Below are 13,202 nucleotides of genomic sequence, written 5' to 3' on the forward strand. Positions count from 1 at the left end.
TAAAGCTCGGTAATTAAAGCTCAGTAATGGCTTTACCTTTGCGCAATTTGCGCACCCACATGCGGCTTGGGTGTAGACTTTCAAGCACATCCGTTGGCAACGGGATAGGGTCGCCGCAGATTTGCGATGCCAGCACCTCAGCCATCAGTGGCGCAGAGCTTAAGCCGCGTGAACCAAGCCCGAGCAGACAAAAGAGATTCGGGTAGTGGTGGATTGGCGTGACCTCCGCATCCTCTTTGCCTTGCAGATCCTGATATTTCGCTTTGATCTCTTGTAAATCGCCGACATTGCCAACAAAAGGCAGATGATCTCGGCTCACGCAGCGAATGCCTTGGCGTGATGAGTTGCCCGTGGTGTCCACTTGCTGCGGCCAAGCTTGGTTGGGAACGCACTTGACCAGCCTTTCGCCATTCTCTATTTGCGCGACTGGGTCAAATTGAGTATCGAGCTGTAAGCGATCGTAGCTCGCGCCAATACAGTGCTCTTGGTTAACGGGGTTGTGCGGGGTTAGATAGCCGTCATAACACAGCACTGAATGGAGTTGGCGCAGATCATCAGTCGTTGGGATGTGACTCACCTGGCCTTTTACTTGACCAAGCGGCAGATCCGCTGTTTGAGCAAAGGTTTGGAATTTGTGCCCATTGGCAACGATCACGACCGCGTGCTCAAATTGTTCAGCAAGGCTGCCAAGTTGCCAAACCTGACGGCTCTCAAGCCAGTTGAGCGACTCAATATGTTGGTTGAAGCAGACCGTGAAAAGCGAGTTTTGTTGCAACTGTGCAATCAAACCTTGGGTCAGCTGCGCTGGGCATAACCAACCGCCAAGTGGATAGTGCACTGAAGCCATGTCGATTGGCAAACCGATAGTCTGTGCGGTTTGATCGGGCGAAAGTGCGCTTACCAACTGTGGGTCAAAATTTCCCTCCAGCATGTTAGCCAGTTTCTTTTTGTTCTTGTCATCCCACATCAGTTGGGTAACGCCACACCAATCGTGGTCAAAACAGATTTTCTCTGCGGCTTGTTCAATAAACTGACGAGCGAAAAGAAACGAGGGAGCAAACACGCGTGACACGCCAGTGTGTGAGCCGTTAAGTAGCGGATAGACGGCACCTTGACGATTGCCCGAAGCGCCTTCGGCTGCTTGCGCCTCTTGGCAATATAAAGTCACCTTTTGCCCGCGCTGAACCAGTGCTTTGGCCAGTGTGGCGCTGGCGATACCGCCGCCGATGATGGCAATGTCGCCCGTTTGATTTGCGCCAACGCGCTCAAACCAAGGCAAATGGCTGGCGTATGGTTCTTTCGCTTCCAAGGCACCCGCAATCATTTCGCGTTTGGTGCCAAAACCTTTGACCTTTTTCATCGCAAAGCCCGCTTCGATAAGGCCACGACGAACAAAGCCTGCCGAGGTAAACGTCGCCACGCGGCAATCTTGCTTGGCGAGTTTCGCCATGTTGTTAAACAAGGTTTGATTCCACATTTCTGGGTTTTTGCTCGGGGCAAACCCATCGAGAAACCATGTATCAATCAGGCCGCTTTCTGCGTGTGGTACCAGTGGCATGCACTCTTTAATGTCGCCAAGCCACAGATCCAGTGTCACCGCGCCGTCGTCTAAAATGATGCGATGGCATTCCGGCACCGCAATCGGGTAGTGGCGATGCAGCTTTTCGGCAAACTCCGCCAGTTCAGGCCATGCTTGATGGGCTTTGACTAAATCGGCTTTGCTCAGTGGGTATTTCTCAAAGCTGATAAAGTGCAGCTCTTTGAGGGCTGCGTCAGGATTGGCTTGGCGAAATTGGCTAAAATACTGCCAAACCGCGAGAAAATTCAACCCAGTACCAAAACCGGTTTCTCCAATCACGAAACGTCTTTGGTCAAATTCCTGCCATCTTTGTGGGATAAGGTTTTGCTGGAGAAACACATAGCGCGTTTCTTCAAGGCCATTGACGTTGGAGAAGTAAACATCGTCGAATTGGTCAGAAACTGGGGTGCCAACTTCGTTCCAACCCAGCTGGGCATTGGTAATGGTGGTCATAAATTTTCTGTCATTGTGTGATTTGGCGCGGTTAGGATGCAGGGATTGTACGAATTTCTGGGAAAGCTGACCACTTTTGTTAAGCTTCTTGGTTATTATCTAGCGGATTTTGAATTATAGGAATGTCACATGAAACGAGTCGTAATCACCGGTATGGGTATTGTTTCAAGTATCGGTAACAACGTCGAAGAAGTTTTGGCGTCGTTAAAGGCAGGTCAATCTGGTATCACTGCGTCTGAGCAGTTTAAAGAGAAAGGCTTGCGTTCCCAAGTATGGGGTGATCTGAAAATTAACCCTGCTGACCATATTGATCGCAAACAGATGCGCTTTATGGGTGACGCGGCAGCTTATGCTTATCTCTCTATGGAGCAGGCGATTGCGGATGCAGGCCTGACGGAAGAGCAAGTTTCTAACGACCGTACAGGTATCGTTGCAGGTTCTGGTGGCGCATCGTCACTCAACCAAGCGATCGCGGTTGACACTCTGCGCGAAAAAGGCGTGAAGCGCATTGGCCCTTACATGGTGCCGCGCACTATGTCTTCTACGGTTTCAGCTTGTTTGGCGACGCCGTTTAAAATTCGTGGCGTGAACTACTCGATGAGTTCAGCCTGTGCGACTTCAGCACACTGTATCGGCCACGCAGCAGAGCTTATCCAGATGGGCAAGCAAGATATTGTATTCGCTGGTGGTGGTGAAGAGCTCGACTGGACATTGACCATGATGTTCGATGCGATGGGTGCACTCTCGACTAAATACAACGAAACGCCAGATAAAGCGTCTCGTACTTACGATGCGGACCGCGATGGCTTCGTTATCTCTGGTGGTGGCGGCATGTTGGTTGTCGAAGAGCTGGAACATGCGCTGGCACGTGGAGCGAAAATTTACGGAGAGATCGTCGGTTACGGTGCGACTTCTGATGGTTACGACATGGTCGCCCCATCCGGTGAAGGCGCAGTGCGTTGTATGAAGATGGCGATGCAAGATGTGGATCGCATCGACTACATCAATACCCACGGCACTTCAACGCCAGTGGGCGATGTGAAAGAACTTGGCGCTATTCAAGAGATTTTCTCGGCCAACAGCCCGGCGATTTCAGCGACTAAAGCCATGACCGGCCATGCACTTGGCGCTGCAGGTGTGCATGAAGCGATCTATTCAACTTTGATGTTGCACCACAACTTTATCGCACCAAGCATCAATATCGACAATCTTGATCAAGCCGCGCAAGGTCTGGACATCGTTACTCAAATGCGTGAAGTAGAACTCAACACTGTCATGTCCAACAGCTTTGGTTTCGGTGGGACTAACGCGACGCTGGTGATCAAAAAATACCAAGGCTAACGCCAGAAATTAGCCACGCTTGCGTGGCAACCTGTTTCCAGAGCTTGGTCAGGTCACTGATCGAACAGACGCAGACTCTGTCCCATGGAGAGCGGGACGGGATCCTTTTGTTCTGGAATTTTACCCGGCTAACTGCCGGGTTTTTTCTTTTTGTTTGCCTGTGAATGTGTTGAGATTTTTAGCAAAAAGGGCACAATCACTGCAACTTTCCAATATGGATCTGGGATTTGCCACCATGAAAATTCTTGTTGATGAAAACATGCCTTACGCCAAAGCGCTATTTAGCCAGCTTGGTGAAGTGATTTTGAAACCGGGCCGCAGTTTGACTGCCGATGACTTGGTGGATATTGATGCACTGATGATTCGTTCAGTGACGAAAGTGAATGCTGAACTAATCAGCAAAGCGAACAAACTCAAATTTGTGGGCACTGCAACTGCGGGGATGGATCACGTAGACCAAGCGCTGTTGCAAGAAAAGGGCATTTACTTTACTGCCGCCCCAGGGTGTAACAAGGTTGGTGTCGCTGAATACGTCTTTAGTGTGATGATGGTGCTTGCGCAGCAGCAAGGCTTTTCTGTCTTTGAACAGACCGTTGGCATTGTCGGTGCCGGGCAAGTTGGCAGTTACTTACAGCAATGTTTGGAAGGCATCGGTATTAAAGTACTGATCAATGACCCGTATAAGCAAGAAGAAGGTGACGAGCGTGAATTCACTTCGCTTGACCGTTTGTTGCAAGAAGCCGATGTCATTACTTTACACACGCCAATCACACGCGACGGCAAATATCCGACACATCACCTGATCAACGAAGAAATTCTAAACTCATTGCGTGCGGATCAAATTTTGATTAACGCCGCACGTGGTCCTGTGGTCGATAACCAAGCACTTAAGCGCCGTTTGCAACAACAAGACGGTTTTACCGCGGCGCTGGATGTGTTCGAGTATGAGCCAGAGGTTGATATGGAACTGCTGCCTCTGTTAGCATTCGCCACCCCTCATGTTGCCGGATATGGCTTAGAGGGGAAAGCACGTGGAACGACGATGATCTTCAACAGCTATTGTGAGTTCCTCGGTCAAGAATTGCGCGCACACGCGAGTGATTTGTTGCCAAAAGCGCCAGTGCCAAAAGTGGTACTGGATCGGAAATGGGATGAAGCAACGCTGCATACTCTCACGCAACTGGTCTACGATGTGCGCAAAGATGACGCGCTGTTTCGACGTGAAATCGCCGCACCGGGTGCGTTTGATCTGATGCGTAAAGAGTATTGGGATCGTCGGGAATACAGCGCCATCACGCTGGTGGGCAGTGCGCAATGCCGCCTAAAACCACTGGCAAAATTAGGTTTTCAAGTTGAGGTAAGTCAATGAGCCAACAATACAATGTTGCCATTTTAGGGGCGACCGGCGCGGTCGGTGAAACCATTCTGGAAGTGCTGCAAGAGCGTAAATTCCCTGTTGGAGAGCTTTACTTGCTCGCCAGCGAACGCAGTGAAGGTAAGACTTACCGTTGCAACGGTAAAACAATTTACGTACAAAATGTCGAAGAGTTTGACTGGTCACAAGCACACATAGGCTTGTTCTCTGCAGGTGGCGATTTGTCGGCCAAGTGGGCACCAATTGCCGCAGAAGCCGGTGTGGTGGTGATTGATAACACCTCGCACTTCCGTTACGAATACGATATTCCGCTGGTTGTGCCAGACGTTAACCCAGAAGCGATTGGCGAGTTTCGTAACCGCAACATCATTGCTAACCCAAACTGTTCGACCATCCAAATGCTGGTGGCGCTAAAGCCGATTTACGATGCGGTCGGTATTGAACGTATCAACGTCTGCACATACCAATCTGTCTCTGGCGCGGGTAAAGCCGGTATTGATGAGTTAGCAGGCCAAACGGCGAAATTGCTCAACGGCATCCCGGCGGAAACCAAACAGTTCTCCCAGCAAATTGCCTTTAACTGCATTCCACAAATCGACCAATTTATGGATAACGGCTACACCAAAGAAGAGATGAAAATGGTGTGGGAAACGCAAAAAATCTTCAATGATGCGTCTATTACGGTTAACCCAACTTGCGTGCGGGTGCCAGTCTTCTATGGTCATGCTGAAGCCGTGCACATTGAAACGCGCTCACCGATTACCGCCGAAGAAGTGGTTCAATTGCTCGAACAAACCGATGGGATAGACGTGTTTCACGGAGAGGATTTCCCAACTCAAGTGCGTGATGCTGGCGGTAAAGATCATGTGATGGTCGGCCGTATTCGTAACGACATCAGCCATCACAGTGGTGTTAACCTGTGGATCGTGGCAGACAACGTACGCAAAGGGGCGGCGACTAACGCCGTGCAAATTGCGGAACTGCTGATTCGCGATTACTACTAATCGTTGTTCCAATAGTGATAAAGCCTCGTCTCGCGCGAGGCTTTTTTGTTCGATTTAAAAAAAATTGTGTGAGATTAGTACGAATATCATGTGAGCCCCACATTTTTTGGCTTATTCCCTATAGTTTTGCCATGGTTATCCGATATATTTAACAGATCATGATTTTAAATAATTCCAAAGCACATAGCTGAGCCTTCTATGCGTCAAATTTTCCAGCGCCTGTTAGCCCCTTTGCTGCTAATGACCGCGCTACCGACATCAGTATCCCAAGCGGACGGCATTCGACTGGTAGGTCCGACTGGGGAAGTGCAATCATCACCCAGTTTTTCCGAGCAGGTTGAGCGCGCTAATGCGCCCCTGCCAAGCAGCAACCAACCTTCCACATTTTACGGTCCAACGGCAGAGAACGAAACGCTCTGGTCTGTGGCCAGCAAATTAAGACCAGCCAACAACGTCTCGGTACAGCAAACCCTTTTAGCCATCTACCGTTTAAATCCGCAGGCGTTTGAAAACCAAAATATCCACAGTTTGATTCCTGGCAGTAATCTGCGTATCCCGTCTTTAGAACAAGTACGAAGTGCGACCACAGAACAAGCCGTTACCATCATGAAGGCGCATCAGGACAAACTACGCGCGCCTGTGGCAGTGCAGCCAGCGCCAGTGCGTCCAACGGTTGCTCCGCCAAGTGTACCAGTGACACCTGCCTCGCCAGAAGCGGTCCAGCCGCAAGCACCTGTCGTCACACAGACCGAGTCGCCCCAAGTCAAAACACTGGAAAAACAGCTTGAAAGCTCAGAAAGCGAGTTGACCGCGTTAGAAGAGAAAAATCACAACTTACGTTTGATGCTGGCTCAAGTGCAATCGGAAGTGGATGGCCTTAAGTCTGAACTTGGTGATGAAAACCGCATCCGTTCAGAGGTGGAAAAACTGCTAGCGGAAGAGCGTGAAAAACTAGCCGATCAGCAAAAGAAACAGCCTTCTGCGCTGGATAACTTCTTGTCAAACGGTTGGTTGGTTGCAGCGGCGGCTTTGATTCCGGGGGCGCTCATCGGCTTACTGATCGTCATGTTGCTTGGTCGTCGCAAAGAATCGGCGTCAGAACCGGAAGTCGAAAGCAAGCAAGCGCCACTGACACCACCGCCGGTTGCCGCTGATGAGCTAGACGAGCTTTCTGATGAGCTGGATCTGGATGATGACCTCTTCAGTGAGACTGAAGGGGATGCCGATAAACTGTTTGATGATGTCCCAGACAACGAAGATGATGTTTTTGGCAATCTGGACGACGACGAGCTCGACTTTAATCTGGAAGGGGAAGATGGCGAAGATCCGTTTGCCAGCATTGGTGACGATGGCGATCTCGATACCGATTTCGATGAGTTTGAACCTTCAGCCAATGGCATCAGTGTCAAAGGATCTGATAAAGCGCTGGGCTTGCAAGAGATGGAACGCGCCTTGGATGACGCCTTGCCCGATCTCGAAATCACCGACGACGAAGAAAGTGATAACTTCGATCTCTCCGATGACAATTTGGCCATGTCGGAAGATGATTTTGCTGAGTTGCTGGCGGCCGACGAGCCAAGTGAAGAGCTTGGCGACGCTGCCCTCGATCAATCCATGCTGGATGACTTATTTGCCAGCATGGATGAGGAAGACGATAGCGCTGAATTCGATCTCGATCTGGAACCAGGCGCTGAAGATGAAGTGCCGAGTGCCACCAAGCTGCCAGAGGACGCTTTTTCTGCCGGAATGGCGTCAGATGAAGATGTCGAAAGCCTCTTTGCTCAGTTTGAGGAAGATAAAGGTTCGGCATCGGCTGACGATGTTTTTGACGAACTAGAAGCGTTGTCAGGCCTTAGTGAAAGCAATGACGATGACGCCTCTACCGCACTACTCGATGAAATGCTGGAAGAGGATACCAGCAGTTTCGATGCGTTGGATGAGCTAGAACAGCTTGCCGGCCTTGACGAGACACAAACAAGCTTCGAGCCTGATGGCACCGAGCTGTTGGATGAAATGCTCGATCTTGCAGAAGAGAGTGAAGAGGAAGAATTTGATCCGCTGAGCGAACTTGATGAATTGGCTTCTTTTGGTGAAGCTGATCCGGTTCCTGAGCTGGATGAAAACAGTATCGATTTGCTCGATGAGCTGCTCGAAGCGGAGCTTGAGGAAACAAATGACACTTCTCTGCTTGATGATGAAGCGCTCTCTTCATCAATTGAAGAGAGTGTAGATGATTCCGATGAAACGCTTTTTGATGAACTGATCGGCTTGGATGAAACGCAGCCTGACAGTGACCTTTTGCCTGAGCCGGGCGAAAGCGAGTTCGATTTTGCCCAAGAGTTCGAATCGGCTTTGGACGCGTCGGATGAGGTGGTTGAACTGAGCGCTGACAAGCAAGAACCTGCCGAAGAAGAGCGCCAGCAAGCCTTGACGCAAGAGTCGCAACAAGAGCCACCAATTATTCCAGAGGCGGATTTGTCCAATGAACGATTGGAGCAAATCTCTCCAGATGAAGCGAAAACCGATGAAATCGCGTCGCTAGACGAAGAGTTCAATAGCCAAGACTTTATCGACGACTTAGCGGATGTTGCTCCGCTGATGGATCCGCTTTTGGATGTGCTGCCTGATGAGGTGTCATTCGATGAAGTGACGGATGGTGATGAGCAGGCTTGGGAGAGTGGCGAAGTTGAAGAAAGCCCAAGTCGCGACGAAACGTCGCACCGCGATCAACATGATCCCGAACAAGACCTTGCGGATGAATCTCAGCAAGAGGCGCTTTTCGAGCAGCCCTCACTAGAGCCAGAACTTGATCAACAAGTACTGGCAGAAGATGACAAATGGCAAGAAGACCAAGAGTCTGACGACGATGACGATTGGTTACAAGCCGCGATTGATGAAGTCGAGCAGCCACGAGTTGCATCTGAGGAGTCGGTAGATGAACCGCGAGCCGTTGAAACCCCTGATGAATTGACAGAAGAAGCGGCCTCGCAGCAAGAGACTGAACTGGTTGATGACGAACTCGACGAAGATTGGCTACAAGCCGCGATTGACGACGTTGAGCAACCTGAGTCGGCAGCAAAAGCGGATGAAGAGCCTGCTTTTGAGGCGCAACCTATTGATGAAGAAACACAAGATGCTCAGATTGATGAAGAGTTAAGCGCGGGTACTGGCGAAGATGTCACTCAAGCGGACGAAAATGCTCCGGTCGATAACAGATTAGACGAAGCTTTGCAGGCTGAGCCATCGAGTGAAGAAAGCGATCCTGAGCAGATACCGTCAGATAACAAGGTACAAGAAGAGCAACCTGCTGCGGATGACGCCCCTCAATTTACGCCAACACCGAATACGGTTGCCAATGAGTTTGGTACGCCGCAGGAAGAAGATTGGGCCGACGCCGAAAGCGAGTTAGCAAACTTTGGGCAAGCTGAGCCTGACATGCCAAGGCAGCAAGAGGAATCGCTAGCCGCTTTCGCTGATGAAGACGCTTTCGCTGATGAAGAGAGTGCAGCGCTTCAAGACGAGGAAGCCCTTGCTCCCGCCTCGCACGATGATGAAGTTCTGGATGATGCGGATTTATCAGAATTTGATGAAGAAGATGCACGGACAGTTAGTGAGAACGAAGCTGAGCAAGAGTCAGAAGCCTCATTAGGCGCTGACGCAATTGGGCTGAACGAACTTGAGTTAAATGAGTTTGGTGAGGCCGAAGAGCCAGAGGCGGAGTCTGAGCTCATCGAAGACCAAGCGCTAGAGCTGGACGATCTAGACCTGCCCGAGTTTGGTGAAGAAGACGCACTGGCGGCGATGGCCGAAGAACCAGAAGCGGAGTCTGAGCTCATCGAAGACCAAGCACTAGAGCTGGGCGATCTAGACCTGCCCGAGTTTGGTGAAGAAGAGGCGCTGGCGGCGATGGCCGAAGAGCCAGAGGCGGAGTCTGATGTCATTGAAGACCAAGCGCTGGAGCTAGACGATCTAGACCTGCCCGAGTTTGGTGAAGAAGAGGCGCTGGCGGCGATGGCCGAAGAGCCAGAGGCGGAGTCTGATCTCATCGAAGACCAAGCGCTGGAGCTGGACGATCTAGATCTGCCCGAGTTCGGCGAAGAAGACGCACTGGCAGCGATGGCCGAAGAGCCAGAGGCGGAGTCTGAAGTCATCGAAGACCAAGCGCTGGAGCTAGACGATCTAGATCTGCCCGAGTTCGGCGAAGAAGACGCACTGGCAGCGATGGCCGAAGAGCCAGAAGAGGAATCTGAGCTCATCGAAGACCAAGCGCTGGAGCTGGATGATATCGAGCTGCCCGAGTTTGGCGAAGAAGATGCACTGGAGCTCGATGATCTTGATTTGCCTGAGTTCGGTGAAGAAGACGCGCTGGCAGAGTTCGAACCAGAGCCGTCGTTAGACACCGAGAATCTGCCAAACGAAGACGTAGAAGAGATCGAACTGCCACAGTTTGGTGAAGAAGAAGCACTTGAGGCGGTGGCCGATGAACCCTCCTTTGAGCTCGACGATTTACCTGAGCCAGAAGATGATGATTTCGTCATTGATGATCTTGACTTGCCTGAATTTGGCGAAGAAGACGCGATTAGCTCGGTTGCAAGTGAACTCGGCGAAGAGCTGGTTCCGTCTGAACAGGATGAGCAAAATTTCCCGTTTAATGATCTCGAACTGCCTTCGTTTGCAAACGATGGTGAAGTGAAACTTGGTCAGTCAGCTCACGGCAGCGCATCATCTTATGACGAGAAAGATGCCTTATATGATGTATTTGCTCAAGAAGCGGATTTTAATCTCGCCGAAGATGAAGTGTTGCAGCAGCAGTTTGATGAAGCCGCTATGGCTAACTTGCTTTCTGAAGAGCCTTTTGAGGATGACTTCTTCGCAGGTGAGCTTGATGGTGATACCGTGGCCAGTGCGGGAATGGATCTTGAAGCAATGTTGGCTGTTGGTGAAGACTGGGATGGCTTTAAGTTGCCAGAGGAGCCGACACTTGGCGCGACGGAAGAGATGCCAGAAGATGAACGAGAAATCTGGAGCTCTGAAGCAGCACTGCAACAGCCGACGATTGACGACGAAAACTGGGCCGAGCAGGACGATTTTGACCCAAAACGCCATCAATTTATGACTATTGATGAGTTAATGGCCCAAGTAGATGGCGATGAGGTTGAGTTCGATGACCCGGATCTCAAGTTGGATGTCGGGCTAGATGAGTTTCCGGACGTGATTGGCGATATCAGCGACATTGATGTGGATGAAAACGCGGAAGCGGCGGGTAAACTCGATTTGGCCAAGATCTACATCGAAATGAACGATGAGAGTGGTGCTGTTAAGCTACTCGAAGAAGCGATAGTGTACGGCGATGATGTGGTACGTCGTGAAGCGAAACAGCTCATTGACAAAATTAATGGCCGTTAATCGGTTGAAGCAAGGGCAGCGTAAGCTGCCCTTGCTTTTCACGGTTAGAAATTCTCTTGCCAAGCGTTTATACTTCCCGCCCCATAGTCAAATCGAAGGTTAACATGAGAATTGCATTAGGCATCGAATACAACGGCAGTGACTACTTTGGCTGGCAGAGACAGCGAGAAGTAAAGAGCGTGCAGGAAAAGCTCGAAAGTGCGCTTTCCAAGGTCGCGAACCATCCTGTTGAAGTTCAATGTGCTGGGCGCACCGATGCAGGTGTCCACGGTACTGGGCAAGTTGTGCACTTTGATACCGATGTTAGTCGCAAGATGGTTGCTTGGATGATGGGAACCAATGCGAATCTGCCGGGAGATATTGCGGTGCGCTGGGCGAAAGAAGTACCTGATGAATTTCATGCCCGCTTTTCTGCCACTGCGCGGCGTTATCGCTACATCATTTATAACCACGCATTGCGACCTGCCATTCTTGGGCGTGGGGTCAGTCACTATCACGGTGACCTTGATGAGCAAAAAATGCATCTAGCTGGGCAATATCTGCTCGGTGAGAATGACTTTACCTCGTTTCGAGCAGTGCATTGCCAATCGCATAGTCCGTTTCGTAACTTAATGCACTTAAATGTTACGCGCCATGGTCACTACATCGTGATTGATATCAAAGCCAATGCGTTTGTCCACCATATGGTGCGCAACATTACGGGCAGCCTGATCATGGTCGGGCGTGGCGAGCAATCACCCGAATGGATTCAATGGTTGCTTGAAGCCAAAGATCGCACACTTGCGGGTCCGACTGCCAAGGCTGAAGGCTTATATCTGGTGGATGTTGATTATCCACAGGCATTTGAACTGCCTCGCGAGCCGATCGGTCCGCTATTTTTGCCAGATAATTTGAACTTATAGTGAGACTCGCATTCAAAAAAATGAGTCGTTTAGCAGGTAACATGTTGTAGAAAAATAGGTACAACCAGTTTTTTATCCACAGTTGTCTTTATATGTGGTTTAATCCCCACGCGTAATTCCGAATTTTTGTCTTTCGCTATGGAGCGGGAGCGTTGATAGAAAAGGTCTTCCATGAGTTGGCTTGAAAAGATTTTAGAGAAAAGCAACATTGTAAGTTCACGTAAAGCATCGATTCCAGAAGGTGTTTGGACCAAATGTACGTCATGTGAACAAGTTCTGTACCATGCAGAGCTAGAACGTAATCTTGAAGTTTGCCCTAAGTGTAATCATCACATGCGTATGAAAGCACGTCGTCGTTTAGAAACGTTTCTGGATGAGGGTGAACGAGTGGAGCTAGGCGCAGAGCTGGAACCACAAGATAAACTCAAGTTTAAAGATTCTAAGCGTTACAAAGAGCGTATTGCGGCGGCGCAGAAAAGCAGCGGCGAGAAAGATGCGTTGGTGGCGATGAAAGGCGAGCTATTGGGCATCCCAGTGGTCGCTTGTGCGTTTGAATTCTCCTTTATGGGCGGTTCAATGGGTTCTGTTGTTGGCGCTCGTTTTGTACGTGCAGTTGAAGCTGCAATGGAAAACAACTGTGCACTGGTTTGTTTTTCGGCCAGTGGCGGTGCGCGTATGCAAGAGGCGTTGATGTCTCTGATGCAGATGGCGAAAACCAGTGCGGCACTTGAACGCCTATCGGCCAAAGGGTTGCCGTTTATTTCGGTCATGACGGACCCAACCATGGGCGGAGTTTCGGCAAGTTTAGCCATGCTTGGTGACATCAATATTGGTGAGCCTAAAGCGCTGATCGGCTTTGCTGGCCGTCGAGTGATCGAACAAACCGTGCGCGAAGACTTGCCAGCAGGCTTCCAACGCAGTGAGTTCCTGCTTGAGCATGGCGCGATCGATATGATTGTTGACCGCCGTGAAATGCGTCAGCGCGTTGGTGGTTTGATTGCGAAAATGACCAATCATAAGTCGCCGCTAGTGGTTTCTGTGCACGATGCACCAAATGAAGCCGCATATTCTGTACCAGAAGCGGACGAAAAAGGGTAAAGTAGCTGCTAACAAACAACCAAGTCTTTGATGGTTAACGTTAG

At 50.3% G+C, this 13,202-nt stretch carries 7 protein-coding genes; 6 read left to right on the plus strand and 1 reads right to left on the minus strand.

Going from position 1 to position 13,202, the window contains the following annotated elements:
• Window positions 1–13: 13 nt before the first annotated feature.
• Window positions 14–2,032 (minus strand): bifunctional tRNA (5-methylaminomethyl-2-thiouridine)(34)-methyltransferase MnmD/FAD-dependent 5-carboxymethylaminomethyl-2-thiouridine(34) oxidoreductase MnmC, encoded by a 2,019-nt coding sequence (mnmC, locus tag UF06_RS11150; protein WP_045570532.1) that lies wholly within the window; start codon window positions 2,030–2,032, stop codon window positions 14–16.
• Window positions 2,033–2,161: 129 nt separating this feature from the next.
• On the opposite strand from mnmC, the gene fabB reads away from it, so the two are divergent.
• The 6 genes from fabB (at window position 2,162) to accD (ending at window position 13,158) form a co-directional block, all read left to right on the plus strand.
• Window positions 2,162–3,373 carry a beta-ketoacyl-ACP synthase I gene (fabB, locus tag UF06_RS11155; RefSeq protein ID WP_045570533.1) on the plus strand — a complete coding sequence of 404 codons (1,212 nt, stop codon included), beginning with the start codon at window positions 2,162–2,164 and terminating at the stop codon, window positions 3,371–3,373.
• A gap of 235 nt (window positions 3,374–3,608) precedes the next feature.
• The gene (locus tag UF06_RS11160; protein ID WP_045570551.1) at window positions 3,609–4,742 is read left to right on the plus strand and encodes a 4-phosphoerythronate dehydrogenase; all 1,134 of its coding nucleotides are present in this window, start codon (window positions 3,609–3,611) and stop codon (window positions 4,740–4,742) included.
• Window positions 4,739–5,752 carry an aspartate-semialdehyde dehydrogenase gene (locus UF06_RS11165; protein ID WP_045570534.1) on the plus strand — a complete coding sequence of 338 codons (1,014 nt, stop codon included), beginning with the start codon at window positions 4,739–4,741 and terminating at the stop codon, window positions 5,750–5,752. The genes UF06_RS11160 and UF06_RS11165 overlap by 4 nt, the downstream gene beginning before the upstream one ends.
• A 198-nt stretch (window positions 5,753–5,950) precedes the next feature.
• On the plus strand, window positions 5,951–11,158 hold the full coding sequence (locus UF06_RS23180) for a FimV/HubP family polar landmark protein (protein WP_052702551.1): 5,208 nt from the start codon (window positions 5,951–5,953) through the stop codon (window positions 11,156–11,158).
• Window positions 11,159–11,262: 104 nt separating this feature from the next.
• The gene (gene truA, locus UF06_RS11175) at window positions 11,263–12,060 is read left to right on the plus strand and encodes a tRNA pseudouridine(38-40) synthase TruA (protein WP_045570535.1); all 798 of its coding nucleotides are present in this window, start codon (window positions 11,263–11,265) and stop codon (window positions 12,058–12,060) included.
• 171 nt (window positions 12,061–12,231) lie between these two features.
• Window positions 12,232–13,158 (plus strand): acetyl-CoA carboxylase, carboxyltransferase subunit beta, encoded by a 927-nt coding sequence (accD, locus tag UF06_RS11180; RefSeq protein ID WP_045570536.1) that lies wholly within the window; start codon window positions 12,232–12,234, stop codon window positions 13,156–13,158.
• Window positions 13,159–13,202 lie beyond the last annotated feature (44 nt).

This window comes from Vibrio sp. S234-5, from assembly GCF_000960595.1.
GTDB lineage: Bacteria > Pseudomonadota > Gammaproteobacteria > Enterobacterales > Vibrionaceae > Vibrio.

Excerpts from the sequence above, each read along its gene's own strand:
- mnmC (WP_045570532.1), bottom strand. The coding sequence starts at position 2,032 with ATGACCACCATTACCAATGCCCAGCTGGGTTGGAACGAAGTTGGCACC.
- fabB (WP_045570533.1), top strand. The coding sequence starts at position 2,162 with ATGAAACGAGTCGTAATCACCGGTATGGGTATTGTTTCAAGTATCGGT.
- UF06_RS11160 (WP_045570551.1), top strand. The coding sequence starts at position 3,609 with ATGAAAATTCTTGTTGATGAAAACATGCCTTACGCCAAAGCGCTATTT.
- UF06_RS11165 (WP_045570534.1), top strand. The coding sequence starts at position 4,739 with ATGAGCCAACAATACAATGTTGCCATTTTAGGGGCGACCGGCGCGGTC.
- UF06_RS23180 (WP_052702551.1), top strand. The coding sequence starts at position 5,951 with ATGCGTCAAATTTTCCAGCGCCTGTTAGCCCCTTTGCTGCTAATGACC.
- truA (WP_045570535.1), top strand. The coding sequence starts at position 11,263 with ATGAGAATTGCATTAGGCATCGAATACAACGGCAGTGACTACTTTGGC.
- accD (WP_045570536.1), top strand. The coding sequence starts at position 12,232 with ATGAGTTGGCTTGAAAAGATTTTAGAGAAAAGCAACATTGTAAGTTCA.